Here is a 23,056-nt window from a genome sequence, read left to right as displayed (position 1 = left end):
ACCTGGCAGATTTCTCGGCGGCGCGCTCGACCGCAAGCACCAGGGGTGTCGTACGCCGAGCCGCCGGTTGGTCGTCAACCAGTGGTTGACGACGGGGTTGCGTCAACCACTGGTTGACGCATGGCGGATCCCATCCAGATGACGAACCCGGTACGCCTCGACGACCTGATCCAGGCCATCAAGAAGGCCCGCCCCGACGCCCTCGACCAGCTCACCGACGCGGTCATCGCGGCCGACCACCTGGGTGACCTGGCCGACCACCTGATCGGCCACTTCGTCGACCAGGCACGCCGCTCCGGCGCCTCGTGGACCGAGATCGGCAGGAGCATGGGGGTGAGCAAGCAGGCCGCGCAGAAGCGCTCCGCCGCCAAGGCCGACGCGGCCGCCGCCCTCGACCCGAACGCCGGCTTCAGCCGGTTCACCCTGCGGGCCCGCAACGTGGTGATGGCCTCACAGAACGAGGCCCGGGCCACCGGCCACGCGGAGATCCGCCCCGAGCACCTGGTGCTGGGGCTGCTGGCCGAGCCGGAGGCGCTGGCCGCCCGGGCGATCGTCGCCGAGGGCGTGCAGCTGGACGAGGTGCGGCGGGCGGCGACGGCGGCCCTCCCGCCGCCGGCCGACCGGGTGCCCGACCTGATCCCGTACGACGCGCAGGGCAAGAAGGCCCTCGAACTGACCTTCCGGGAGGCGCTGCGCCTCGGGCACAACCACGTCGGCACCGAGCACCTCCTGCTCGCCCTGCTGGAGTTGGAGGACGGCTCCGGCGTGCTCTCCGGGCTGGGCCTGGACAAGGAGGGTGTCGAGGAGCGGATCACCAGCTTCCTGGCGCAGCAGGCGTGACCCTCGCGGGGGACCGAGGTCCCCCGCACGGGGGAGCCCGCGGCCTCCGGATGCCGGCAGAGTCCCGGGTGGACCGTCCCACCGCCGCACGCGGCCCGGCACGGACGCTCGGCCCGGGCGGTGACGGTCCGTCGGTGGCCGGGGCGCGGCACGGGGGACGCCCCGGCCACCGACGGGTACGACTCAGGAGGCGTCGGCCGGGAAACCGTAGCGGGCGGCGTGCTCCGGGTCGGCCGGGTCGACCTGCCGGATGCCGGCGTCGGCGAGGCGCTTGTTCACCTCGTCCAACTGCTCGCGGACCAGCCGGGCCTCATCCTCGGTCACCCGGCCGCGGTGCGGCCGGCCGGCGTACTCGATGGTGCCGTATTCGACCTTCTCCGCGCTCTTGCGCGCCTTCGGCGGGCGCACCCGCTCGGCGGTCTTGAGTAGTTGGGCCATCGGCACGTCGGTGGCCATCGCGTCGAACTCGCTGGCGGTCAGCACGACCCGGCGCGGCTCGCCGCCGCCGTGCCGGTCGTGGATCTCCACCACCGCCACGTCCAGCGCCGCGTCGTCGATGTTCTCCACCTCGACCGGGGTGGCGTCCAGCTGCACGGGCCCGGCGACCAGGTCAGGGTGCTCCAGCACGACGACCTTGACCACCTCGCCGTCGGGCTGCAGCACGGTGCCACTGAAGTCGGAGACGTGGATCGTCTTCTTGCCCATGCGCGGAGCTTCTCCTGTCGTAGGCCCAGTTTCGGACCAGAAGACGCTACCCGACAGGTGTGCGAAAGACCCGGCTGGACGCTTCGGGTGTGTCGCCGCTTTCCCGCGTACCGATCAGAGACCGCCCTTGGGCGCCACTCATTCCATCGGCCGGTCGGTGAGTGCGGCGATCCGGTCGGGTAGCCGGAAGTTCATCACCCCACCATGGCGGGCGTGATCCTGGTGCCTCAGCGGGCGGTGAGGCCGCGCCGGGAGGAGACGCCGGCGGGCAGGCTGTTGAGGTCGCCCCAGGATAGCCCGGCGTTCACCCCGCGCCCGGTCCGCGCCTTCCGGTACGGCGGTTGGGCCGGAAGTCGCCCGGCGGCCTCGGCCGCCCGCCAGATCCTCGCGATGTCCTGCTGGTACCGGTCCTTCGGCTGATTCGGCATGACCATTACCGTCCCAAAGAAAGTTGTCCAGGTATGGAAGTGAAATATGACGCTCGATCGATGCCTCGGGTTCCCGTCGTATCGGTGTACTTCGGGACGTCTACCCGGCCGACCGGATCTTCAACCGGGCCGTGCCCGGCAGAACGGGACGCCGCGTCGGCCGGACCGGCGTACGGTGATCACGACGAGGTGGTCGTACCCGAGCGGGCGAGGGGAGGTGTCCGGTGCTCGACCGCCGGCTCTACCTGCACCTGGTCACCTGGCTGGGCCAGTGGCCGGCCGGCCCCGGCCTGCACGTCGTCGGCTCCCGCCGACGCGGGCGGCCGGCCTGGGACGGGCGGCTGCGCCCGGGGATCGCCGTGCAGGCCGCCGGCAGCACCGTGCTCTCGGTGCCGCCGGAGCGGGTCGAGGCGATCCGCGCGCTGGCCCGCGGGCCGGAGGCCGAACTGTTCGCGGCGCTGCCCGCCGCGGTCGGCCAGCCGGACTGGGTGCTGGCCGACGACACCTTCCGGTGGTGCCTCGCCCCGGCCCCGCTGCCCGAGGTGGGGGAGTGGGTCGCGCCGACCGACCCGGCGTTCCCCTCCTGGCTGCGCCTGTTCGACCGGGAGGTGCTGGTGGTCCGGGACGCCGACGGCGGCTACCTGGCCGGGGTGGGGATCAAGCGGCACGACGCGTACGGGCACGAACTCGCGGTGGGGACGGCACCGGCCGCGCGCGGACGGGGGCTGGCCCGGCGGCTGATCGCCCGGGCCGCCCGCCGGGTGCTCGACGAGGGGGCCGTCCCGACCTACCGGCACGACCCGGCCAACGTCGCCTCCGCCCGGGTCGCCGAGGCGGCCGGCTTCCCGGACCGGGGCTGGCGGTCGTACGGCGTCTATCCCCGCTGACCGCTGCCCGCGTGTGATCCGCGACGCGCCGGGGTGGGGGCGGTGCATCCTCGACGAGAACGACGCCCACGGGCCGGCCGTGTCGCCCCCGGACGGCACCGAGGCGGACGCCCGGGCTGCCGACCCGGGGTGCCGGCGCAGCGCCGAGACCGCTGGGCGTCGTGGCGGCAGGGCGCGGACCGTGGATTCCGGGCCGAATCCACGGTCCGCAGCCTTCCCCCAGGCCCCCCGTGAGGCCGGCGCATCCCGCCGGCCGGTCCCGCTGATGGTGACGCTACGTACAGATCGGTCTCTGAGCAAGGGGCAATCGATCGTTCCTGCCTGTCCGGTAGCGGACTTGAGCTGCGACAAGAGTCGACGGCCCGGCGAGCGGGGATGGTAACGGAGCGTACCCGTAAGCCTGGCGGTCGACGGGAACGTGACCGCCGCGCCACCCACCGGGCGCCGTCGGGTGCCGCGACACCGGCGTGGGGACCCCGGCGCTCGGGCGCCTCCTGGCCGGAGATCGGCCGCAGCATGAGGGTCAGCAAGCAGGCCGCCCAGAAGCGGTCCGCCGCGAAGGCCGAGACGGCAGCCGCCGCGCTCGACCCCAATGCCGGCTTCGGCCGCTTCACCCTGCAGGCGCGCAACGTGGTGATGGCCTCGCAGGAGGAGGCACTCACCGCCGGCAACGCCGAGATCGGTCCGGAACCCGGTGGGGGGAGCGGGATCCCCCGCGCCGGGGATCAGCGGGGCGGCTCCGGTCGGCAGAGTCCCAGGTGGACCTACCCGGACAGGAGCGCACGATGATCCTCAGGACCCTTCCGATCAGCATCCGCCAGGCCTCGGCCGCCCTCACCGCGGGCCTGGTCGCCCTCGGCGTCATGGCCGCCGCGCCAGCGGCCGCGCGGTCCCCTGACCCTGGCCCCGCCGTCCACGGCGAGCTGAGCGGGCCGCTGACCACGCCGGGGTACGAGGGGCAGCGCGCCGTGCTTCGGCTGGACGCCACCAGCCGGGGCAACGGCGTGCCGCTGGCCGCCCACGGCACCTTCCGGTACGCGCACGTCCTGCCCGGCGATGCGCCCTTCGTCGCCTTCGCGGGTGACGTGGACTGCCTCATGGTGGCCGGCGACGTGGCGGTGGTGACCGGGCGGATCACCACCGCGGAGGTGCCCGCCGGCGGATCCGCCGACGAGTGGCTCGGCACCCGGGTCGGCTTCATGGTGACCGACCACGGTGCGCGGGACCGCTTCGGGTGGAGCTGGTGGACCGGCACCGTCGGCACCGACGTGCCGTACTGCGTCAGCACGCCGCCCTTCCTGGCGGCCGACGACGGCGGCATGGTCGTCCGGGCCGGGGTGGCGTCGTGACCACCGTGACGATGAGCGCTCCGGCGCCCCGCTGGGCCGTGTGGGCGGCCCGCGCCGTGCCGCTGCTGGCGCTTCCTTCCGGGCTGTGGCGGATCGCGCTGGGCGTCGGCATCCCCGTCGGCTTCACCGGGGAACTGGCCCGGCTCTACCACGCCCCCGGGTGGATCACCCCGTACGTCTTCGCCCTTACCCTCGCCGTCGAGGCGGTCGCGCTGCTCACCCTCGGGCTGGTCCGCCCCTGGGGCGAGGTGGTGCCCCGCTGGGTGCCCCGGTCCGATGGGCGGCCGGTCCCCACCGCGTTCGCGGTCACCGTGGCCCTGCTCGGCGTGGTCGCCCTGACCCTGATCGCCATTCCGACAGTGGCGCTGTGGAACGGTCCGGAGAACATGGGTGACCCGGAGGCACCCCAGGGCGTGGCCGGCTGGGTGATGACCGCCTGCTACGCCCCGCAGCTGGCCTGGCCGCCGCTGCTCGCCGCCGTGACCGTGGCCTACTGGCGTCGCCGCCGCAGGAACGAGGTCCGATCCTGAACGTCCGTCGCGGCCGGCTGGGTGCGTCAGGGGGCGAGCACCCGGCCGGCCGGCGGCACTGTCAGTCGGCGTTGGGCCGCTCGGCGATGGGGAAGCCGTAGTGGGCGGCGTGCTCCGGGTCGGCCGGGTCGATCTGGCGGATGCCGACGTCGGCGAGGCGCTTGTTCACCTCGCGCCGACGGCGGAGCCGTAAGCCGGGCCGGCGCGGACCGGTCCGCCGGCCGCGCCCGGAGGCGGCGGCCGGCGGAGCACGGGCGGCTCAGCCGGCCAGGCCGAGCACCTGCGCCGCCGCGCGGCCGTTGGCGTGGCTGGCGCCGTACGTGGTGACGAAGGCGCGGGCGCCGGTGGGACGCCAGGCCCCCGGCCAACCCATCTCCACCACGGTCACCGGGTGCGCGGCGGCCAGCGCCTCGACCAGTTCCCGCGCCCCGGGCAGTCGGTGCAGGTGGCGGCCGACCAGCACGATGGGCCGGTCCCCGGCCCGCCGGCGCAGCTCGTCCGGGTCGGTCTCGCCCGCGACCGCGCGGACTTCCTCGGCCCGGGCGAGGTGCGGCCCGAGTCCCCACGGCACCCGCCCCTCGGCGATGGTCGAGGTGGCGTGCACCTGCACCACCAGCGGCGCGACCAGGCCGATGACGTCGCCCTCGACGCATACCGCGCGCAGGGCGGCGGCGTAGCCGAGGCCGTCGGGGCCCGGGGTCGCGGTGCCGGCGGCCCCGGTCCAGGCGGCGAGCGCGGCGGCGCGGCCGGCCGCCTCCTCCACCCGGGCGCGGTCCAGCCGGCCGTCGCCGATCGCCGCGACGATCTCGCCGGCCACGTGCTCGACCAGCGCGGCGTCGACCTTCGCGCCGACGCAGAGCAGGTCGGCGCCGGCGGCCAGCGCGCGCACGGCGGCCGGCCCGACCCCGCCGGCGGCCAGCGCGGCGCCCTGCATCTCCAGCGCGTCGGTGATCACCGTGCCGGTGAAGCCGTACTCGCCGCGGAGCAGGTCGACCAGGACGGCCCGGCTGAACGTGGCCGGCCCGTCTCCGGTGAGCGCCGGCACCCGGATGTGCGCGGTCATGATCGCCCGGGTGCCCGCCTTGACGACCGCCGCGAAGGGCGGCAGGTCGCGCTCGCGCAGCAGGGCCGGCGACACGTCGACGGTGGGCAGTTCGTGATGCGAGTCGGCGACGGTGGCGCCGTGGCCGGGGAAGTGCTTGGCGCAGGCGGCGACACCGACCGACTGGAGGCCCTCGACGGCGGCGGCGGAGTGCGCGGCGACCCGGGCCGGGTCGGCGCCGAACGAGCGGGTGCCGATCACCGGGTTCTCGTCGGCGGTGTTGACGTCGACGGTGGGGGCCAGGTTCACGGTGACGCCGAGGGTGGCCAGTTCGGCGCCGATGGCCGCGTAGACCCGGCGGGTGAGCGCGGGGTCGTCGACCGCGCCGAGCGCGGCGTTGCCCGGGTACGGGCTGCCGGTGGCGTGTGCCAGCCGGGTGACGTCCCCGCCCTCCTCGTCGATGGCGATCAGCACGTCGGACCGGCCGGCGCGCAGCCCCGCGGTGCTCGCGGCCACCTGCGCCGGGTTGTGGATGTTGGTGCCGAACAACGTGTGCCCGGCCAGCCCCTCGCCGACCAGGTCGACGGCCCAGTCCGGCGGCACCGGCCCCGGGTACGCGGCGAGCAGCGTGCCCAGCGCGAGCCGGCGCAGTCCTGGATCCAGCCCCACGTGACTTCCCCCTTCGGTGCCGGACGGCACGAGTGTCGCACCGGGAGCGGTCGGTCGTCCGAGTACTCCGGTACGGGGTGGCCGATACGCTACGGGCACCCGTCTGCAGGTCGATTCGGTTAGCAAAGTTTACGGAAACTAGAGGACGTGGCATGAGTGCGACCAGGCTGCCCGGCACCCCCCGCCTGTTGCGGGCGCTCAACGATCGTGCGGCACTGGAACTGCTGCTCGAACGCGGCCCGCTGACCCGGGCCCGGCTCGGCGAACTGACCGGCCTGTCCAAGGTCACCGCCTCGCAGCTGGTGGAGCGGCTGGAGGAACGCGGGCTGGTCACCCGGGTCGGTGAGCAGGCCGGCGGGCGGGGCCCGAACGCCCAGCTCTACGCGGTGCGCCCCGGCAGTGCGCACGTGGTCGGCGTGGACGTCGGGGCGGAACGGGTGGTGGCGGCCTGCGCCGACATCACCGGAGCGGTCATCGGCCGGGTCGAGCAGTCCACCCGGGACACCGACGACCCGGTCGGCGTGGTGCACAACGCGGTGGTGCGGGCGGCGAGCAGCGCCGGCGCGGAGCTGTCCAGCGTACGGCGGGTGGTGCTGGGCACCCCCGGCCTGGTGGACCCGGGCACCGGCGACATCACCTTCGCCTTCAACCTGCCGCGCTGGCACCGCGGCCTGCTCGCCGCGCTCCGCGAGGACCTGCACACCCCGGTGGTCTTCGAGAACGACGTCAACCTCGCGGCCGTCGCCGAGGCGCAGTCCGGCGCGGCCCAGGGGCTGGCGGACTTCGTGCTGGTCTGGGTGGGCGCCGGCGTCGGCCTGGCGATCATGATCGGCGGGCGGCTGCACCACGGCAGCAGCGGCGCCGCCGGCGAGATCGGCTACCTGCCGGTGCCCGGGGTGCCGATCCCGCGGGACGTCTCCCGCCGCGCCAAGCCGGCGTTCCAGCAGCTCGCCGGGGCGGACGCGGTCCGGGCGGTGGCCCGCGAGCACGGGTTCGACTCCGGCGACGCGGCCGACGCGGTGCGCGCCGCCATCGCCGCCGGCACGACCGGCGGCCCGATGCTCGACGAGCTGGCCCGGCGCCTGGCCCTGGGCGTGGCCAGCACCTGCGTGGTGCTGGACCCGCCGCTGGTGGTGCTCGCCGGCGAGGTCGGGCAGGCCGGCGGGGCGGCGCTGGCGGAGCGGGTGCAGCACGAGGTCGCCGCGATCACGCTGGTCCGGCCCCGGGTGGTGTCGACCGGGCTGACCGAGGAGCCGATCCTGCGGGGCGCGCTGCGTACGGCGCTGGACGCCGTCCGGGACGAGGTCTTCGGGTCGACCGTCGGCTGACGCCTGTCGCCGTACGCCACCCGCCATGTGAAGGAATTCTTCACCACCGGTCCGGCTCCGGCAAGATCCTGCCAAGGTCGGCCCGATGGCGGGCGTGCCGTACCGGGGCCGCCGAGCGCCCCGGCACGGCGGCCGGTCAGATCAGGTCACGCCGGCGGAACACCGCGAACGCCGCCGCCGTCACCGCGCCGGCGAGGGCCAGCAGCACCACCAGCGCCGGAGCCCAGGTGATCGTGTACGTGCCGTCGCAGAAGCCGAAGCCCGTCGAGTTCCGGCAGGCCTGATCGTCATAGAGCGTGATCCGGCCGGTCAGCCAGGCCCCCACGTAGGTGGAGAGCATCAGCTGGTCCGGGCGGGCCACGTCGAGGATCTCGAACACCAACCGGGCGCCCAGCTCCCAGACCACCCCGTACGCGGCGACCGCGCCGAGCGCCGCCGAGGTGTGCCGGCCCAGCGCGGCGATGCCGAAGCCGAGCGCGGAGGCGAGCAGCACCAGCACCAGACCGCGCCCGTAGACGCCGCCCAGGCTCTGCCAGAACGCCCCGTCCAGCCGGCCCGGCAGCCCGGCGGTCTGCGCGATCGTCCAGAACGTGCCGAGGTAGACCACCGTGGCCGCCACCGACAGCAGCGTCACCACCCCGAGCAGCGTGGCCAGCTTCGCGCCGAGCACGGTGAGCCGGCGCGGCCGCCACAGCAGCAGGTTGACCACCCCGCCGGAGTTCAGGTCGGCGCCGATGTAGGAGGCCCCGACCAGGAAACCGAAGAGCACCAGGAACGCGATCAGGAAGTAGAGCAGCGGACCCGCCTGCTGGCCGAAGACGAAGACGCCGCTGAGGTAGTCGGCGACCACCGGCAGGCGGTCCCGCAGCATCGGGTCCAGCTCGCTGCAGTCCGCCGGGAGGTAGCCGTTCTCGTCGATCGGCAGCTCGCCCGCCTTGACCTTCAGGCAGCGCTGGTGATCGGCCTCCATGCTGCTGATCGCCTGGGAGACCTGGGCCTGGGCCTCGGCCACCTCACTCGCCGACGGCTGGTGCGACCCGACCAGGGTGGTGCCCGTGGTGATGGCGAAGGCCAGCGCCAGCAGCACCACCATCAGCTGGACGAAACGGCGGGCGGCGAGCCGCTCCAGCTCGGCGCGGACGAGGTTCACGCGTCCACCCCCCGGCCGGCGGTCACGTCGAGGTCGATCATCGGTTCGGCGGGTCCCTCCCCGGGCAGGGCGGCCTCGCCCACCTGCCGCGGCAGTGTCGGATGCGGTGCGGTGCCGGTCAGTTCCAGGAAGACGCTCTCCAGGTCGGGGCGGATCGGGGTCAGCTCGCGCACCCACAGCCCCTGCTCACCCAGCGTGCGGGCGATCAGCTCGGGGTCGTCCGTGCCGGCGACCACCAGCAGCCCGTCGTGGTCGCTGACCGACAGGCCCGCCGCCCCCAGCAGCTCGGCGGCGCGGTCCGGCTCGGCCACCCGTACCTGCCACTCGTGCTGGTCGTAACCGGCCAGCACCTCGGCCACCGGACCCGCCGCCACCCGGCGACCCTGGGAGATGATCGTCACGTGGTCGCAGATCAGCTGGATCTCGGCCAGGATGTGGCTGGAGACCAGCACCGTCACCCCCGCCTCGGCCAGCGACCGCATCAGGTCCCGCATCTCCCGGATGCCCGCCGGATCCAGCCCGTTCGCCGGCTCGTCCAGGATCAGCAGCTCGGGATCCTTGAGCAGGGCGGAGGCGACCGCCAGGCGCTGCTTCATACCCAGCGAGTAGCCCTTGACCCGGTCCTCGCCCCGGTCGCGCAGCCCGACCTGCTCCAGCACCTCGTCGACCCGGACGGTCGGTACCCCGCCGGCCAGCGCGAGCAGCCGCAGCGTGCGGTGACCGGTGAAGTTGCCGAAGAACTGTGGGCTCTCCACGATCGCGCCGACCCGCCCGGCCACCCGGGCCAACTGGTCCGGCGTGGGGGCGCCGAGCACGCTCATCCGGCCGCTGTCGGCGCTGACCAGGCCGAGCAGCGCGCGCAGGGTGGTGGTCTTGCCGGAGCCGTTCGGGCCGAGGAACCCGTGCACCTGCCCGGCCTCGACCAGCATGTCGAAACCGTCCACCGCGACCCGGCGCCCCTGCCGGAGGGTGTGGAACGTCTTGCGCAGCCCCTCGATCTCGATGACCGCGCTCATCCGCGGTGCTCCTGACCTCGATCGGGCATGGCACGTCCTCCGGCTGTGGTGACCAACGACACGGCGCCCCACCCTATGGCCGCGGCGTCGCCCGTGGGGGGCACCCTGCGGGCTGCGTGGTTGGATGGAGCGGTGACTGGTGACCTGATCCCCGGCGCCGCCGCCGCCCCCGCCGCCCCCGCACCCGTGGACGCGGATCTGGTGGTCAGCCTCGACGGCGTCGGCGTCAGGCGCGCCGGCACCGCGCTGCTGCACGACGTGGACTGGCGGGTCGAGCTCGACGAGCGGTGGGTCGTCCTCGGCCCCAACGGCGCGGGCAAGACCACCCTGCTCAACCTCGCCGCCGGCCGGCTGCACCCGACCAGCGGGACGGCGCACGTGCTCGGCGAGCGGATCGGCCGCACCGACGTCAACGAGCTGCGGATGCGGATCGGGCTCTCCACCGCCGCCCTGGCCGAGCGGGTCCCCGCCGAGGAGCGGGTCAGCGACGTGGTGGTCACCGCCGCCTGGTCGGTGGTCGGCCGGTGGCGGGAGAGCTACGACCGCACCGACGAGTCCCGGGCCCGCGCCCTGCTCGGGCAGCTGGGCGTCGGCCACCTCGCCGACCGGGCGTACGGGACCCTCTCCGAGGGCGAGCGCAAGCGGGTGCAGATCGCCCGCGCCCTGATGACCGACCCCGAGCTGCTGCTGCTCGACGAGCCGGCCGCCGGGCTCGACCTCGGCGGACGTGAGGACCTGGTGGCCCGGCTGGCCGAGCTGGCGTACGACCCGGACGCCCCCGCCCTCGTCCTGGTCACCCACCACGTCGAGGAGATCCCGCCGGGCTTCACCCACGCGCTGCTGCTGCGTGAGGGCGGGGTGGTCGCGCAGGGGCTGCTCGCCGAGACGCTCACCGGTGACAACCTCTCCAAGACCTTCGGCCTGCCGCTGGTGGTCGAGCGGCGCGGCGAGCGGTACACCGCCCGGGCCGCCTGAGTCGGCGCTCCGCCCCCGCCGGTCCCAGCGGGCGGCTGGTCCTAGACTCGCCGCAGCGTGCAGGTCGGCAGGAGGTCGTGGTGCGGCAGACCCGGGTCGTCGTGGTGGGCAGCGCGAACATGGACCTCGTCGGCATCGGCCCGGCGCTGCCCCGGCCCGGGGAGACCGTGCTCGGCAGCGACTTCGTGACGGTGCCCGGCGGCAAGGGCGCCAACCAGGCGATCGCCGTGGTCCGCGCCGGTGCGTCCTGCGCCTTCCTCGGCGCGATCGGCTCGGACGCGTTCGGCGTCACCCTGCGCGCCCGGATCACCGCCGCGGGCGTGGACACCGGGCAGTTGCGGGTGGTCTACGGCGCGTCCGGGGTGGCGCTGGTCATGGTCAACGCGGCCGGGGACAACGCGATCCTGGTGACCCCCGGCGCCAACGCCTCCTTCGCCGGCCTCACCGACGGCGAGCTGCACGCCGTACGCGAGGCGGACGTGCTGGTCGCGCAGCTGGAGATCCCGGTCGAGACGGTGACCGCGGCGGCGGTGGCGGCCCGGGAGGCCGGCACCCGGGTCATCCTCAACGCGGCGCCGGCCCGGCAGGTACCGGCCGAGCTGCTGGCCGCGGTGGACCTGCTGGTGGTCAACGAGCCGGAGGCGCAGGCGCTCACCGGCCGCGGCCGGGAGGACCCGCGGGCGCTGCTGGAACTGGTGCCCCGCGCGGTGCTGACCATGGGTGGCGAGGGTGCCTGGTACGGCGACCGGGACGGCACGGTCGGGCACGTGCCGGCGGTCGAGGTGGACGTGGTCGACACCACCGCCGCGGGCGACGCCTTCACCGCCGCACTCGCGGTGGCCTGGGGGGAGGGCCGGGAGGTGCTGGACGCGGTGCGCTGGGCGGCGGCGGCCGGTGCGGCCTGCGTACGCCGGCTCGGCGCCTCGGTGGCGCTGCCCCGCCGCGACGAGATCGACGCGCTCTACGCCCCGTCGGTTGCCTGACCCCGCGATGCGCGCCTGCCCGCGCTCGGGCCGGGCCCGAGCGGCCGACTCGGGTGCGGTGCGCGGCCGGGTCACGCGGCGTGGCGCTGGAAGGCCCGGCGGTACGCCGACGGCGAGGTCCGCATCGCCCGGCCGAAGTGGTGCCGGTAGGTGACCACGCTGTCGAAGCCGACCGAGCGGGCCACCTCCGCGACCGGGAGCCCGGTCGACTCCAGCAGCGCCAGGCTGGCCCGCACCCGCTGGTCGATCAGCCAGCGGATCGGGCTGGTCCCGGCGGCGCGGGCGAACTGCCGCAGGTAGGTGCGGGGGGACATGTGCGCCTGCCGGGCCAGGCGCTGCACGGTCAGCGGCTCGGCGAGGTGGGCCAGCGCCCAGTCGATGCTGCGGGCGATCCGGTCGTCGTCCGGGTCGGCCGGCACCGGCGCCTCGATGAACTGCGCCTGCCCGCCGTCGCGGTGCGGCGGGATCACCAGCCGCCGGGCCACCGCGTTCGCGATCGCCGCGCCGAAGTCCCGCCGGACGACGTGCACGCAGAGGTCCAGGCCGGCGGCGCTGCCCGCGCTGGTCAGCACGTCGCCGTCGTCGAAGTAGAGCGCGTCCGGGTCGACCTCCACCCGGGGATGCCGCCGGGCCAGCAGGTCGGCGTACCGCCAGTGGGTGGTGGCGCGGCGACCAGCTCCGGTGACGGGTCGACGGTCACGTCCGGCACGCCGGGGACGATCACCGTCGCGGCCCGGGCCAGCACGTCCAGGCCGTACGGGGTGTGCAGGGCGGCGCCGCCGACCACCGGCACCGGGCCGGGGCGTTCCGCGCAGACGGTCAGCGCGTACCAGTCGACGTCGAACTCGGGCCGGGGCAGCCCGAACACCTCGGTGACGATGCCGGTCTCGAAGACCGACATCCACGGGTACGCCAGCACCGCCACCGTACGGGTCATGGCGGGATGTTAGCGGAGAACGTCGTTCCCGCCACTGCCGCCGGAGCGGCGGCCGGCTGAGGATCGGAGGCATGTCGTACACCCGCTCCGTGCCGCCGGCCGACCCGGCGGTCGCCGCCGCCCACTTCCTCGACCGGCTGACCTTCGCCACCGACGTCAGCGACGTGCACGCCGACCTCACCGCCCGGGTGCCCGGCCTGGTGGTGGTCGACTCCCGGGGCTCGGACGCCTGGCGGCAGGGGCACCTGCCCGGCGCGGTGCACCTGCCGACGGCGGAGATCGCCGCCCGCGCCGCCGAGCTGGTGCCAACCGGTTCGACGGTGGTCACCTACTGCTGGGGGCCGGGCTGCAACGGCGCCACCCGGGCCGCGCTGGAGTTCGCCCGCCTCGGCTACCGGGTCAAGGAGATGCTGGGCGGCTACGAGTACTGGGTCCGGGAGGGGCTGCCGGTGCGTACCGCGACCGGCGAGACCCGACGGCCGGTCGACGAGCTGACGGCCCCGCGCGCCGCCGTCCGCTGCGACTGCTGAGCCGGTCAGTCGGCGGGCTCGTCGCTGAGCCGCTCGCCCCGGCGGCGCAGCATGCCGAGGCCGGGAATGCCGGCCACGGCGAGCTTGAGGTCCCGCGTGACGTCGAGCAGGTCGTGCAGGTCCGGACCGACCCGGTCCAGAGTGGCCAGGATCGGCAGGATGTCCGCCGTCAGGTGCTCCTTGAGCTTGGGCAGCTCGTCCACCAGCCGGATCGCCGCGGTCACCTCCTCGTGGCTGAGCTGCTCGACGAAGCGGGTCGCCATCGGCGCGGCCCGGCGCAGCGCCGGCTCGTACGCCGCCAGCAGCTCGGCCGCGGTGGCGCTGGCCTTCTCCGCCGCGATCACCGTGCCGGCGGCCCGGCCGGCCACCGCGTCCGCCTCGGCGACGACCACGGCCGCCGCGGCGGACACCTGCTCGGCCTCGCCGACCACCACGGCGGCGGCCGCGGCGACCTCGGTGGCCGTCTCGATCGCGCTGGTCGCCGCCGCGCTGATCACCGCGACCTCCCGGACCGCCGCCTCGCCGTCGGTGAGCATTCGGTCGGTCCGGTCCAGGGTGCCCTCGATCCGGTCCACCACCCCGTTGATCCGGTCCAGCAGCGCCTCCACGCCGTCGAGCACCGCGAACGCGCGGGCCGGCACGGCGGCGAACGAGGCGGCCGAGCCGAACGCCTGGTCGAGAGCGGAGCGGGTGAGGCCGACGACGGCGGACGGCCGGGGGAGGGGGATAGCCATGTGACCAGTGTGCGGCGGCCCGGCCACCCGCGCGCGACGGGCGGTCACCGGTGTTCTGTCTGCTGCTCGACGGCGCGCTGCACGGCCCGGTAGATCTGCCCGAACCGCAACGCGTCCGGAGTGCGCACCAGCATCACCTCCTGCCCGTGGTGCTGCACCCACAGCTCGTGCACCCGGTTGCCGCGCTCGTAGGAGCGGTCCAGCCAGCTCAGCGGCAGCTCCAGGAACGGGGTCAGGGCCAGCGCGCCGACCGCACAGCCGGCCAGGATGACCAGCGCCAGTTTCCAGTTGCCCCGGTCCTGCGCGGACCAGGCCAGCGAGACCACGCAGACCAGCGCCACCAGCGGCGGCAGGGAGAGCAGCAGCACCAGCACGCCCCGGCCCAGCACCCGGCCCCGGACGGCCAGCGTCGTCGCCCCCCGCGCGTGCCAGACGTACGTCACGTCGGCGATCCGGATCGCGTGCCCACCGGCTCGGATCGACTCCGAGGTCACCTGGACCGTGTCGTCCCGGTAATAGAGGGTCATCACCAACCCTAACCATCCGTGGGCAACCCGCGCCCCGCCGTGCCGGTGGGTCGCCGGTGGGGCGCCGGTGGTTCCGCGGGCGCTGTGGAGCTGATGTCGTCGACGGATCACCGACCGATCGACGGGTCAGGTCGGGGCTGATTCGTTCACGTCATCAGCTCCACAGTGAGCTGTGGAGGCACCCCCGGCACCAGGCTGAGTCGTTCCCGTCATCAGCTCCAGAGGCGGTGGCGGAGGGGCCCGTCGGCGGAGGCGCGCGCACGACGAGGCCGGACCGACCCGGGCGCGGCGTTCGGGTAGGGCTGACCGTGCTCGACCAGGAGATCCAGGAGCTCTTCGCGTGCGGGGACCGGCTGGCCGGCGGCCGGATCGTCCAGTTCTGGGGCGAGCAGGATCTCTACGGCCTGTTGCGCGGGTTGGAGATGCTGCCCGACGGGCCGATCGAGTTCTGAGGGCCGGGCGCGGGCCGGGCGGCCTCCATCGCCCGCTGCACCGCCCGGTAGATCTGCCCGAAGCGCAGCGCGTTGCCGGTGCGCAGCAGCAGCACCGGCCCACCTCCCCAGCGGGCCCACATCTCCCACTGCCGGCTGCCCCGGGCGTACGACCGGTCGAGGTGCTCGAAGAGGAAGTCGGCGAGCGGGCCGACGGCGAGCCCGACCAGCACCGAGGCGCCCACGATGGCGATGGTCACGGTCAGCGAGCGGTGCAGCCAGACGGCCAGCGCCACGCCCAGCACGGCGGCGACCAGGGGGCCGGCCAGGGCCGCGCCGAGGGCGCCCCGCCCGGCGAGCACCCGCCACGAGCGGCTGCCCCGGCGGTGCCAGACCATGCCGATCTCGGCGAGCGGGAAGGTCCGCCCGTCGACCCGGATCGCGGCGGAGGTGACCTGCACCGACCTGTCGTCGTAGTACGTGATCATCGCGGCACTCCCGGCGGCGGGGCTGACACCAGACTACGTACCCCAACGACCGGGCCGTAAGGTTGGCACGCGACTTCGACGAGGAAGTGAGGGCAGCGTGAGCGAGTTCGTGCGGCTGGAGACCAGGGACGGCATCGGCACCATCCGGCTGGAGCGGCCGCCGATGAACGCGCTCAACACCCAGGTGCAGGAGGAGTTGCGCGCCGCCGCCGCAGCGGCCACCGCCGACGCGAGCGTCCGCGCCGTCATCGTGTACGGCGGGGAGAAGGTCTTCGCCGCCGGCGCGGACATCAAGGAGATGGCCGACATGTCCTACGTGGACATGGCGGAGCGGGCCGCGGACCTGTCCAGCGCGCTCGGCGCGATCGCCCGGATCCCCAAGCCGGTGGTCGCCGCGATCACCGGGTACGCCCTCGGCGGCGGCTGCGAGCTGGCCCTGGCCTGCGACTGGCGGGTGGTGGCCGAGGACGCCAAGCTCGGCCAGCCGGAGATCAGGCTCGGCATCATCCCCGGCGCCGGCGGCACCCAGCGGCTGGCCCGCCTGGTCGGCCCGGCCCGCGCCAAGGACCTGATCATGTCCGGCCGGATGGTGGACGCCCAGGAGGCGCTGCGGATCGGCCTGGCCGACCGGGTCGCCCCGGCCGCGCAGGTCTACGACACGGCCGTCGAGCTGGTGACCCCGTACCTGACCGGCCCGGTGCAGGCGCTGCGCGCGGCGAAGCTCGCCGTCGACGGCGGCCTCGACATGGATCTGAACTCCGGTCTGGCCTGGGAGAGCCAGCTCTTCGCGGCGCTCTTCGCCACCGACGACCGGCGTGAGGGCATGGCGGCGTTCGTGGCGAAGCGCAAGCCGGACTTCACCGGCCGCTGAGCCTCGGTCGGGCCGGCGACCCGTGCGGTCGCCGGCTCCCGAACCGAGAAGTGTTCACATCCTTCGTACCGGCCAGTAACGTGTGACACCGGTCAGCAGACGAGGGGAGCGGCGATGACGGAACGGGTCGAGGGCCACGGCGGAGAGTTGGCGCTGGCGGCGCTGCGCGCCAACGGCGTACGGGAGATGTTCACCCTCTCCGGCGGGCACGTCTTCCCGCTCTACGACGCCGCGCACCGGCACGGGTTCCCGATCTACGACGTCCGGCACGAGCAGTCCGCCGTCTTCGCCGCCGAGGCGGTGGCCAAGCTCCAGCGCCGCCCCGGCCTGGCCGTGCTCACCGCCGGTCCCGGCGTCACCAACGGCGTCTCCGGCTTGACCAGCGCGTACTTCAACGCCTCCCCGGTGCTGGTGCTGGGCGGGCGGGCGCCCCAGTTCCGCTGGGGCTCGGGCAGCCTCCAGGAAATGGACCACCTGCCGCTGGTCGCCCCGGTCACCAAGCACGCCGAGACGGTGTTCAGCGCCGGCGACATCCCGCGCGCCGTCACCGCCGCCCTGACCGCCGCCCTCACCCCGCACCGCGGCCCGGTCTTCCTCGACTTCCCGCTGGAGGCGGTCTTCTCCGTCGGTGACGCCGAGCTGCCCGCGCCGGCCGCCGTCGCGCCGGTCGAACCGGACCCGGACGAGGTCGCCGCCGCCGGCCGCCTGATCATGGGCGCGCAGCGCCCGGTCGTCATCGCCGGCTCCGAGGTGTACGCCGGGGACGCCGTCGCCGCCCTCCGCGAGGCCGCCGAGGCGCTCGGGGTGCCGGTCTTCACCAACGGCATGGGCCGGGGCGCGCTGCCGCCGGAGCACCCGCTCGCCTTCGCCAAGGCCCGCCGGGTCGCCCTCTCCGGTGCCGACGTGGTCGTGGTGATCGGCACCCCGCTGGACTTCCGGCTCAGCTTCGGCGACTTCGGCGACGCGGCCGTGGTGCACATCGTCGACGCCTCCAGCCAGCGGGCCGGGCACGTCCAGCCCGCCGCCAGCCCCGCCGGCGACCTGCGGCTGATCCTCTCCGCGCTGGCCGGGCAGCCCGGCGACCGGGTCGACCACGCCGACTGGATCGCCCAGCTGCGCACCGCCGAGGACGCCGCGAAGGCCCGCGACGCCGAGGAGATGGCCGCCGACACCGACCCGATCCGGCCGGCCCGGGTCTACGGCGAGCTGCGCCGGGTACTTGCCCTCGACGCGATCACCATCGGCGACGGCGGCGACTTTGTCTCGTACGCCGGCCGCTACCTGGAGCCGGCGCAGCCCGGCACCTGGCTCGACCCCGGCCCGTACGGGTGCCTCGGCACCGGCATGGGCTACGCGATGGGGGCCCGGGTCAGCCACCCGGACCGGCAGATCTGCGTGCTGATGGGCGACGGCGCCGCCGGTTTCTCGCTGATGGACGTGGAGTCCCTGGTCCGGCAGCAGCTGCCGGTGGTCATCGTGGTCGGCAACAACGGCATCTGGGGGCTGGAGAAGCACCCGATGCGGGCCATGTACGGCTACGACGTCGCCGCCGACCTCCAGCCGGAGCTGCGCTACGACAAGGTGGTCGAGGCGCTCGGCGGGGCCGGCGAGACGGTGGCCAGGGCCGCCGACCTCGGGCCGGCCCTGGCCCGCGCCTTCGACGCCGGGGTGCCGTACCTGGTCAACGTGCTCACCGACCCGGCCGACGCGTACCCCCGCTCGTCGAACCTGGCCTGACCACGACGCCGTGACCGCCGTCGCCGGGTGACCGGTGGCGGCGGTCACGTTTCTGTCAGCAGCAAAATCGGCGGTATGTCAGCGGCCGTCGCCGTAACGTCAGACCCCTCGCTCATCGTTGGGTGACCAGCGATAACGATCGGAGTGCTTGATGACATACGCGATCCGCGCCGAGGGGCTGGTGCGCCGCTTCGGCGCCACCACCGCCCTCGCCGGGGTCGACCTGGAGGTTCCCACGGGGACGGTCTTCGGGTTGCTCGGCCCCAACGGCGCCGGCAAGACCACCGCGGTACGGGTGCTCGCCACCCTGCTCGCCGCCGACGAGGGGCACGCCACCGTCGGCGGGTACGACGTCCGCCACGACGCCCACCGGGTGCGCCAGCTGATCGGTCTCACCGGCCAGTACGCCTCGGTCGACGAGACCCTCACCGGCACCGAGAACCTGCTCCTCATCGGCCGGCTGCTCGGGCTCGGCCGGGCCGCGGCGCGGACCCGCGCCGCCGAGCTGCTCGCCGACTTCCAGCTCACCGACGCCGCCGGCCGGGCGGCCAAGACCTACTCCGGTGGCATGCGTCGCCGCCTGGATCTGGCGGCCAGCCTGGTCGGGCGGCCGCAGGTGCTCTTCCTCGACGAGCCGACCACCGGGCTGGACCCGCGCAGCCGCAACGAGCTGTGGGACATCGTGCGCACCCTGGTCGCCGACGGGGTGACCGTGCTGCTCACCACGCAGTACCTGGAGGAGGCCGACCAGCTCGCCGGCCAGATCGCGGTGGTCGACCACGGGCGGGTGATCGCCCAGGGCACCCCCGAGGAGCTGAAGGCGAAGACCGGCGGGCAGGTGCTCGCCGTGCGGCCGGTCGACCCGGCCGACCTGCCGACCGTGCGGGCCATCGCCGGCGAGGTGGCCGGGGCGACCCCGGAGGTCGCCCAGACCACCGTCACCGTGCCGGTGAACGACCCGGGCGTGTTGCCCTCGGTGGTCCGCCGCCTCGACGCCGCCGAGGTCCAGGTGGCTGAGCTGGCCCTGCGCGGTTCCAGCCTGGACGAGGTCTTCCTCTCCCTCACCGGCCACCGGGCCGAGCAGGACGCGAACCCCGACGTACTCGAAGGGACCCCGGCATGACCGCCGCCACCGCGACCGCGACCGCGACCCCGCTCGCTCCGGCCCGCCGGCTCGGCGTCGGCGCCGGCCTGCGGCACACCCTCACCCTGGCCTGGCGCAGCCTGGTGCAGATCAAGCACAACCCGATGGAACTGCTCGACCTGAGCATCCAGCCGGTGATGTTCGTGCTGCTCTTCACGTACGTCTTCGGCACCGCCATCGCCGGCTCCTCCGGCGAGTACCTGACCTTCATGCTGCCCGGCATCATGGTGCAGAACGCGCTCTTCGCCACCATGACCACCGGGTTCGGGTTGAACAACGACCTGACCAAGGGGGTCTTCGACCGGCTCCGGGCGCTGCCGATCGCCCGTTGGGCACCGCTGGCCGGCCGGATCCTCGCCGACACGGTCAAGCAGGCCTGGTCGATCGCGCTGCTGCTCGGCGTCGGGATGATCCTCGGCTTCCGGGTCGGCAACGGCGTGCTCGGCGCGCTGGCGGCGTTCGGCCTGCTGCTGGCGTTCACCCTGGCCGCGTCGTGGATCTCGGTGCTGGTCGGGGTGCTGGTCAGCGAGCCGGAGAAGGTGCAGATCTTCGGCTTCATGGTGATCTTCCCGCTCACCTTCACCAGCAACATCTTCGTGCCGACGGACCGGATGCCCGGCTGGTTGCAGCACTGGGTCGTGGTCAACCCGGTCACCGTCGTCGCCGATGCGCTGCGGGGGCTGCTGGTCAGCGGCCCGGTCGCCGGCCCGACGCTGCAGACCCTGCTGTGGGGCGCCGGCATCGCGGTGATCTTCGCCCCGCTGGCGGTGCGGGCGCTCAAGCGTCGAGTGTGACCCGGACGGTCTGCGCGGCGGCCTCCGTCCGGGCCGTCGCCCGCCGTTCGCGGGCCTAGACCTCGGGGCGGTCCTCCTCGCGCGGCGGGTCGCTCTCCCGGTGGCGCAGGTCGTCCTCCCGGCGGCGCAGATCCTCCTCCCAGCGACGGAACAGCTCCTCGTCGTCGCGTCGGGAGCGTTCGGCGATGGATTCGAGGAACTGCGGGTCGTCGTCGGGGGCGACGGGTCGGCGCTGGTTCGGTTTGGCCGGGGCGGGAGCCGCGGTGCCGGGCCGGGGCGGGGTCGCCGTGCGGCCGGCGAGGAACCAGGCGATCGAGCCGACCAGCGGGAAGAGCAGGATGATCAGCACCCACGCGATGCGCGGCAACGCGCGGATGTCCCCCTCGTCGGCGGAGAGGCAGCTGATCAGCGCGCAGACGGCGAGGACGATCTGGATCGCGAAGAGCAGGAGGGACAACCGGGCCATGCCCCCATGATGGCCTACCGCCGCCCCTCACCACATCCCGCGCAGGACGAGCGGCACGGCCAGCAGCGCCAGCGCGGCGGTGGCCAGGGCGACCGTGGGCAGGGCCGGCGAGCCGACCCGGATCGGTCCGGTGCCCGCGGCCCGGCCCCAGCAGGCCGCCAGCGCCCCGACCCAGACCAGCACGACGGCCGCCGCGAGCAGCGCGTCCGCGGCGTTCCCGGTGAGGGCGAGCCGGACCGCCAGCACGGTCACCACGGTGAGCGCCAGGGTGGTGCGCCGCCAGGCCAGCCGGGTGCGCTCCGGTTGCAGCCCGGGGTCGCCGGTCACCAGCCGCCGACCCCCTTGACCAGCATCGCGACCACCAGCAGCAGCGCGCTCAGCCCGACGATCAGGGCGAGTATGGCGGGGAACCGGGAGACGGGCAGCTCCTCGCCGAGCCGGATGGCCCGCTCGGTCCGCGCCCAGTGGTCCACCGCCCGCACCGCCACCGCGCCGCCGAGCAGCAGCAGCCCGAGGGCGATCGCTTCCCGCAGGTGTCGCAGCGGCAGCGGCGGCAGGAACTGGGCGGCGGCCAGTCCGCCGGCGACCAGCGCCAGCCCGGTCCGCAGCCAGGCCAGGAAGGTGCGTTCGTTGGCCAGGGAGAAGCGGTAGTCGGGGGTGGTGCCGACCGATCTGAGCTCCGACGGGTCGAACCACCGCCTGATCGCGTGCCACACGGAGCCGATTATCCGCTTTGCGCCCGGCATAGCCTGGACGGATGACCGATCTTGAAGCTGGCGCGCTGCGCGCCGCGTACGACAGCCAGATCCGCCCCGAGATCCCCGATCCGGTGCCGGCCGGGGTGACCGTCGAACGGGACGGCCCGCTGGTCCGGATCCTCGGCTTCGACCACGGCGGTTTCCTCACGTACCGGACGCTGGACGGGTTGGCCGGCGCGGAGCTGGACGCGCTGATCGCCCGGCAGGTCGAGCTGTTCCGGCAGCGGGGTGAGTCGGTGGAGTGGAAGCTGAACGCGCACGACGAGCCCGCCGACCTGCCCGACCGGCTGCGGGCCGCCGGGTTCGTGCCGGAGGACCGGGAGACCGTCCTGATCGGGCCGGTCGCGCCGCTGGCCGCCGCCGTCCCGGTCCTGCCGGAGGGGGTACGCCTGCGCGAGGTCACCTCCCGGCAGGACCTGGAGCGGATCGTCGCGATGGAGCAGGAGGTGTGGCAGGCCGACCGCAGTCATCTGGTGACCGGGCTGGAGAAGGAGATCGCCGCCGACCCGCAGTCGATCACCGTGGTGGTGGCCGAGGCGGGGGAGAGGGTGGTCAGCGCCGGCTGGGTGCGGTACCTGGCGAACACCGGTTTCGCCAGCCTGTGGGGCGGCTCGACGCTGGAGCAGTGGCGGCACCGGGGCATCTACCGGGCGCTGGTGGCGTACCGGGCGCGCCTGGCCGACCAGCGGGGCAAGGCGCTGCTCCAGGTGGACGCCTCGGAGGACAGCCGGCCGATCCTGGAGCGGCTGGGCTTCGTACCGGTCACCACGACCACCCCGTACGTCTACACTCCGTGATGATGGAGCAGCGGCTGACGGACGACGAGCGGCTCACCCTCAAGACCGGCGCCTTCGGCGCGGTCTTTCTGGTGTCGAACGCCGATCCGGGCATGTTCGCCATGATCCGGGAGAGCATCGCCGCGTCCGGGGCGCTCAACGCCGCCAGCGGGGTGGTGAAGGACGCGCTCACCACCGGTCCGCTGCCCCGGCTGCCCCGGGACTCGGCGCTGGAGATCGAGTCCGTGGTGCTGCCCGCGCTCGGTCGGGCGGTCGACATCCTTCGGAAGAAGTCGCCGGAGGACCTGGCCGTGTACCGGGACGTGGTGCTGGCCGCCGCCGACCGGGTGGCCGAGGCGCACCGGGGGGTCGGACCGGCCGAGGCGGCCGTGATCGACCGGATCAGGGAAGCGCTCGCCGAGCCGGCGTGACGCCGTTACGCGCGGACCGGGGGCGGCCCGCCGGCCGGGTCGCCCCCGGGCGCGGCCCAGAGGGTGTGCACGGTGTCGCGGACGCAGACGTCCCGGACCCGGCCGCAGGCGCACCGGTACGCCTCCGCCGCCGGGCGCCGCCCGCAGCGCTCCGGTGCGTCGTCGTCCCCGGAGGCCGCCCCGACCGCACGGCCCGCATCCTGCCCCGACATGTCACGACACCTCCCGGTTCATGAGTTTAGCTGGACGCGCGGGTCCGGTGAGCTGTGTCACTCTGGGCGCCCGGGAAGCAGATGCTACTGGCAGGTAACATTGCGTCGTGGGCAACTGCACAGCGCCCGCGGTTGACCGGGCGTCAACGGACGCGCGAGGCTGCGCCCGTGACCGGGCGAGCGATCGCCACACCAACAGGAGGGTCGTCGAAGCGCGATGAATATCGTCGTACTCGTCAAGCAGGTGCCCGATTCGGGCGCGGACCGCAACCTGCGTCCTGACGACAACACCGTCGACCGCGGTTCGGCGAACAACGT

27 protein-coding genes and 3 pseudogenes are annotated in these 23,056 nt (G+C 74.4%); 17 read left to right on the top strand and 13 right to left on the bottom strand.

What is annotated here, in order from left to right:
- Window positions 1-120: 120 nt before the first annotated feature.
- A complete protein-coding gene (locus tag AB0I41_RS09395) occupies window positions 121-840 on the top strand; it encodes a Clp protease N-terminal domain-containing protein (protein ID WP_357104011.1) in 720 nt (239 codons plus the stop codon).
- Window positions 841-1,023: 183 nt separating this feature from the next.
- Here the strand turns inward: AB0I41_RS09395 and AB0I41_RS09390 are convergent, their stop codons facing one another.
- Complete coding sequence (locus AB0I41_RS09390) at window positions 1,024-1,545, bottom strand: hypothetical protein (RefSeq protein ID WP_357104009.1); 522 nt, start codon at window positions 1,543-1,545, stop codon at window positions 1,024-1,026.
- Window positions 1,546-1,772: 227 nt separating this feature from the next.
- On the bottom strand, window positions 1,773-1,973 hold the full coding sequence (locus tag AB0I41_RS09385; RefSeq protein WP_357104007.1) for a DNA repair protein: 201 nt from the start codon (window positions 1,971-1,973) through the stop codon (window positions 1,773-1,775).
- Window positions 1,974-2,197: 224 nt separating this feature from the next.
- Between AB0I41_RS09385 and AB0I41_RS09380 the strand changes: the two genes are divergently transcribed.
- The 4 genes and pseudogenes from AB0I41_RS09380 (at window position 2,198) to AB0I41_RS09365 (ending at window position 4,739) form a co-directional block, all read left to right on the top strand.
- The gene (locus AB0I41_RS09380) at window positions 2,198-2,860 is read left to right on the top strand and encodes a GNAT family N-acetyltransferase (protein WP_357104004.1); all 663 of its coding nucleotides are present in this window, start codon (window positions 2,198-2,200) and stop codon (window positions 2,858-2,860) included.
- Window positions 2,861-3,337: 477 nt separating this feature from the next.
- Window positions 3,338-3,547: pseudogene (locus tag AB0I41_RS09375) on the top strand (ATP-dependent Clp protease ATP-binding subunit); the annotation flags it as partial.
- A 98-nt stretch (window positions 3,548-3,645) separates the two neighbouring features.
- Window positions 3,646-4,209 carry a hypothetical protein gene (locus AB0I41_RS09370; RefSeq protein ID WP_357104002.1) on the top strand — a complete coding sequence of 188 codons (564 nt, stop codon included), beginning with the start codon at window positions 3,646-3,648 and terminating at the stop codon, window positions 4,207-4,209.
- Window positions 4,206-4,739: a hypothetical protein gene (locus AB0I41_RS09365; RefSeq protein WP_357103999.1), complete on the top strand. Its 534-nt coding sequence runs from the start codon at window positions 4,206-4,208 to the stop codon at window positions 4,737-4,739. Before AB0I41_RS09370 ends, AB0I41_RS09365 begins: the two co-directional genes overlap by 4 nt.
- Window positions 4,740-4,998: 259 nt before the next feature.
- Here the strand turns inward: AB0I41_RS09365 and AB0I41_RS09360 are convergent, their stop codons facing one another.
- Entirely contained in the window at window positions 4,999-6,450 is a 1,452-nt protein-coding gene (locus AB0I41_RS09360; protein WP_357103996.1) for a glycoside hydrolase family 3 N-terminal domain-containing protein, read from the bottom strand.
- A gap of 152 nt (window positions 6,451-6,602) precedes the next feature.
- Here AB0I41_RS09360 and AB0I41_RS09355 point away from each other — a divergent pair, with 152 nt between their 5' ends.
- On the top strand, window positions 6,603-7,778 hold the full coding sequence (locus AB0I41_RS09355; protein WP_357103993.1) for an ROK family transcriptional regulator: 1,176 nt from the start codon (window positions 6,603-6,605) through the stop codon (window positions 7,776-7,778).
- A 136-nt stretch (window positions 7,779-7,914) separates the two neighbouring features.
- Here AB0I41_RS09355 and AB0I41_RS09350 read toward each other — a convergent pair whose 3' ends face one another.
- Window positions 7,915-8,928, bottom strand: coding sequence for an ABC transporter permease (locus AB0I41_RS09350; protein ID WP_357103990.1), 1,014 nt, complete (start codon window positions 8,926-8,928; stop codon window positions 7,915-7,917).
- On the bottom strand, window positions 8,925-9,944 hold the full coding sequence (locus AB0I41_RS09345; RefSeq protein WP_357103987.1) for an ABC transporter ATP-binding protein: 1,020 nt from the start codon (window positions 9,942-9,944) through the stop codon (window positions 8,925-8,927). Before AB0I41_RS09345 ends, AB0I41_RS09350 begins: the two co-directional genes overlap by 4 nt.
- 75 nt (window positions 9,945-10,019) lie before the next feature.
- Between AB0I41_RS09345 and AB0I41_RS09340 the strand changes: the two genes are divergently transcribed.
- Both AB0I41_RS09340 and AB0I41_RS09335 read left to right on the top strand, forming a co-directional pair.
- Window positions 10,020-10,919, top strand: coding sequence for an ABC transporter ATP-binding protein (locus AB0I41_RS09340; protein WP_357103984.1), 900 nt, complete (start codon window positions 10,020-10,022; stop codon window positions 10,917-10,919).
- 80 nt (window positions 10,920-10,999) lie between these two features.
- Window positions 11,000-11,902, top strand: a complete 903-nt coding sequence (locus AB0I41_RS09335; RefSeq protein WP_357103981.1) for a ribokinase — start codon at window positions 11,000-11,002, stop codon at window positions 11,900-11,902.
- Window positions 11,903-11,973: 71 nt separating this feature from the next.
- On the opposite strand, the pseudogene AB0I41_RS09330 reads toward AB0I41_RS09335, so the two are convergent.
- Window positions 11,974-12,839: pseudogene (locus AB0I41_RS09330) on the bottom strand (helix-turn-helix domain-containing protein).
- A gap of 71 nt (window positions 12,840-12,910) precedes the next feature.
- On the opposite strand from AB0I41_RS09330, the gene AB0I41_RS09325 reads away from it, so the two are divergent.
- A complete protein-coding gene (locus AB0I41_RS09325) occupies window positions 12,911-13,369 on the top strand; it encodes a rhodanese-like domain-containing protein (protein ID WP_357103979.1) in 459 nt (152 codons plus the stop codon).
- A 5-nt stretch (window positions 13,370-13,374) separates the two neighbouring features.
- Here AB0I41_RS09325 and AB0I41_RS09320 read toward each other — a convergent pair whose 3' ends face one another.
- The gene (locus AB0I41_RS09320) at window positions 13,375-14,103 is read right to left on the bottom strand and encodes a hypothetical protein (protein WP_357103977.1); all 729 of its coding nucleotides are present in this window, start codon (window positions 14,101-14,103) and stop codon (window positions 13,375-13,377) included.
- A 44-nt stretch (window positions 14,104-14,147) separates the two neighbouring features.
- A complete protein-coding gene (locus tag AB0I41_RS09315) occupies window positions 14,148-14,630 on the bottom strand; it encodes a DUF6232 family protein (RefSeq protein ID WP_357103974.1) in 483 nt (160 codons plus the stop codon).
- Between the two features lie 308 nt (window positions 14,631-14,938).
- Here AB0I41_RS09315 and AB0I41_RS09310 point away from each other — a divergent pair, with 308 nt between their 5' ends.
- Window positions 14,939-15,082 carry a hypothetical protein gene (locus AB0I41_RS09310; RefSeq protein ID WP_357103972.1) on the top strand — a complete coding sequence of 48 codons (144 nt, stop codon included), beginning with the start codon at window positions 14,939-14,941 and terminating at the stop codon, window positions 15,080-15,082.
- Here AB0I41_RS09310 and AB0I41_RS09305 read toward each other — a convergent pair.
- On the bottom strand, window positions 15,028-15,549 hold the full coding sequence (locus AB0I41_RS09305) for a DUF6232 family protein (RefSeq protein WP_357103970.1): 522 nt from the start codon (window positions 15,547-15,549) through the stop codon (window positions 15,028-15,030). The genes AB0I41_RS09310 and AB0I41_RS09305 overlap by 55 nt on opposite strands.
- 97 nt (window positions 15,550-15,646) lie before the next feature.
- On the opposite strand from AB0I41_RS09305, the gene AB0I41_RS09300 reads away from it, so the two are divergent.
- From AB0I41_RS09300 to AB0I41_RS09285, 4 genes are all read left to right on the top strand, one after another.
- On the top strand, window positions 15,647-16,420 hold the full coding sequence (locus AB0I41_RS09300) for an enoyl-CoA hydratase-related protein (RefSeq protein ID WP_357103967.1): 774 nt from the start codon (window positions 15,647-15,649) through the stop codon (window positions 16,418-16,420).
- Between the two features lie 114 nt (window positions 16,421-16,534).
- Window positions 16,535-18,157, top strand: coding sequence for an acetolactate synthase (locus AB0I41_RS09295; RefSeq protein ID WP_357103964.1), 1,623 nt, complete (start codon window positions 16,535-16,537; stop codon window positions 18,155-18,157).
- Between the two features lie 151 nt (window positions 18,158-18,308).
- Window positions 18,309-19,280 carry an ATP-binding cassette domain-containing protein gene (locus AB0I41_RS09290; protein ID WP_357103961.1) on the top strand — a complete coding sequence of 324 codons (972 nt, stop codon included), beginning with the start codon at window positions 18,309-18,311 and terminating at the stop codon, window positions 19,278-19,280.
- Window positions 19,277-20,095 (top strand): ABC transporter permease, encoded by an 819-nt coding sequence (locus tag AB0I41_RS09285; protein ID WP_357103958.1) that lies wholly within the window; start codon window positions 19,277-19,279, stop codon window positions 20,093-20,095. Before AB0I41_RS09290 ends, AB0I41_RS09285 begins: the two co-directional genes overlap by 4 nt.
- A gap of 55 nt (window positions 20,096-20,150) precedes the next feature.
- Here the strand turns inward: AB0I41_RS09285 and AB0I41_RS09280 are convergent, their stop codons facing one another.
- Genes AB0I41_RS09280 through AB0I41_RS09270 form a run of 3 tightly spaced genes read right to left on the bottom strand, consistent with a single transcriptional unit; the run spans window position 20,151 to window position 21,277 of the window.
- Window positions 20,151-20,561, bottom strand: a complete 411-nt coding sequence (locus tag AB0I41_RS09280; RefSeq protein WP_357103955.1) for a PLD nuclease N-terminal domain-containing protein — start codon at window positions 20,559-20,561, stop codon at window positions 20,151-20,153.
- A 27-nt stretch (window positions 20,562-20,588) separates the two neighbouring features.
- Complete coding sequence (locus tag AB0I41_RS09275; protein WP_357103952.1) at window positions 20,589-20,888, bottom strand: DUF202 domain-containing protein; 300 nt, start codon at window positions 20,886-20,888, stop codon at window positions 20,589-20,591.
- A complete protein-coding gene (locus AB0I41_RS09270; protein ID WP_357103949.1) occupies window positions 20,885-21,277 on the bottom strand; it encodes a DUF202 domain-containing protein in 393 nt (130 codons plus the stop codon). Before AB0I41_RS09270 ends, AB0I41_RS09275 begins: the two co-directional genes overlap by 4 nt.
- Window positions 21,278-21,318: 41 nt before the next feature.
- On the opposite strand from AB0I41_RS09270, the gene AB0I41_RS09265 reads away from it, so the two are divergent.
- Both AB0I41_RS09265 and AB0I41_RS09260 read left to right on the top strand, forming a co-directional pair.
- Window positions 21,319-22,116: a GNAT family N-acetyltransferase gene (locus AB0I41_RS09265; protein ID WP_357103946.1), complete on the top strand. Its 798-nt coding sequence runs from the start codon at window positions 21,319-21,321 to the stop codon at window positions 22,114-22,116.
- A gap of 2 nt (window positions 22,117-22,118) precedes the next feature.
- Window positions 22,119-22,526 (top strand): hypothetical protein, encoded by a 408-nt coding sequence (locus AB0I41_RS09260; protein ID WP_357103942.1) that lies wholly within the window; start codon window positions 22,119-22,121, stop codon window positions 22,524-22,526.
- Between the two features lie 5 nt (window positions 22,527-22,531).
- Here the strand turns inward: AB0I41_RS09260 and AB0I41_RS09255 are convergent, their stop codons facing one another.
- Window positions 22,532-22,738, bottom strand: coding sequence for a hypothetical protein (locus AB0I41_RS09255; protein ID WP_357103939.1), 207 nt, complete (start codon window positions 22,736-22,738; stop codon window positions 22,532-22,534).
- Between the two features lie 217 nt (window positions 22,739-22,955).
- Here AB0I41_RS09255 and AB0I41_RS09250 point away from each other — a divergent pair.
- Window positions 22,956-23,056: pseudogene (locus tag AB0I41_RS09250) on the top strand (electron transfer flavoprotein subunit beta); the annotation flags it as partial.

Source organism: Micromonospora sp. NPDC050200 (assembly GCF_040656135.1).
Lineage (GTDB): Bacteria > Actinomycetota > Actinomycetes > Mycobacteriales > Micromonosporaceae > Micromonospora.
Note: the sequence above shows the minus strand (reverse complement) of the source record. Positions and strands in the feature narration are given on the sequence as shown.

Coding starts and splice junctions, on each gene's coding strand:
- AB0I41_RS09395 (WP_357104011.1), top strand. CDS start 121: ATGGCGGATCCCATCCAGATGACGAACCCGGTACGCCTCGACGACCTG.
- AB0I41_RS09390 (WP_357104009.1), bottom strand. CDS start 1,545: ATGGGCAAGAAGACGATCCACGTCTCCGACTTCAGTGGCACCGTGCTG.
- AB0I41_RS09385 (WP_357104007.1), bottom strand. CDS start 1,973: ATGCCGAATCAGCCGAAGGACCGGTACCAGCAGGACATCGCGAGGATC.
- AB0I41_RS09370 (WP_357104002.1), top strand. CDS start 3,646: ATGATCCTCAGGACCCTTCCGATCAGCATCCGCCAGGCCTCGGCCGCC.
- AB0I41_RS09355 (WP_357103993.1), top strand. CDS start 6,603: ATGAGTGCGACCAGGCTGCCCGGCACCCCCCGCCTGTTGCGGGCGCTC.
- AB0I41_RS09345 (WP_357103987.1), bottom strand. CDS start 9,944: ATGAGCGCGGTCATCGAGATCGAGGGGCTGCGCAAGACGTTCCACACC.
- AB0I41_RS09340 (WP_357103984.1), top strand. CDS start 10,020: ATGGCCGCGGCGTCGCCCGTGGGGGGCACCCTGCGGGCTGCGTGGTTG.
- AB0I41_RS09325 (WP_357103979.1), top strand. CDS start 12,911: ATGTCGTACACCCGCTCCGTGCCGCCGGCCGACCCGGCGGTCGCCGCC.
- AB0I41_RS09320 (WP_357103977.1), bottom strand. CDS start 14,103: ATGGCTATCCCCCTCCCCCGGCCGTCCGCCGTCGTCGGCCTCACCCGC.
- AB0I41_RS09315 (WP_357103974.1), bottom strand. CDS start 14,630: ATGACCCTCTATTACCGGGACGACACGGTCCAGGTGACCTCGGAGTCG.
- AB0I41_RS09305 (WP_357103970.1), bottom strand. CDS start 15,549: ATGATCACGTACTACGACGACAGGTCGGTGCAGGTCACCTCCGCCGCG.
- AB0I41_RS09295 (WP_357103964.1), top strand. CDS start 16,535: ATGACGGAACGGGTCGAGGGCCACGGCGGAGAGTTGGCGCTGGCGGCG.
- AB0I41_RS09290 (WP_357103961.1), top strand. CDS start 18,309: ATGACATACGCGATCCGCGCCGAGGGGCTGGTGCGCCGCTTCGGCGCC.
- AB0I41_RS09285 (WP_357103958.1), top strand. CDS start 19,277: ATGACCGCCGCCACCGCGACCGCGACCGCGACCCCGCTCGCTCCGGCC.
- AB0I41_RS09280 (WP_357103955.1), bottom strand. CDS start 20,561: ATGGCCCGGTTGTCCCTCCTGCTCTTCGCGATCCAGATCGTCCTCGCC.
- AB0I41_RS09265 (WP_357103946.1), top strand. CDS start 21,319: ATGACCGATCTTGAAGCTGGCGCGCTGCGCGCCGCGTACGACAGCCAG.
- AB0I41_RS09260 (WP_357103942.1), top strand. CDS start 22,119: ATGGAGCAGCGGCTGACGGACGACGAGCGGCTCACCCTCAAGACCGGC.
- AB0I41_RS09255 (WP_357103939.1), bottom strand. CDS start 22,738: ATGTCGGGGCAGGATGCGGGCCGTGCGGTCGGGGCGGCCTCCGGGGAC.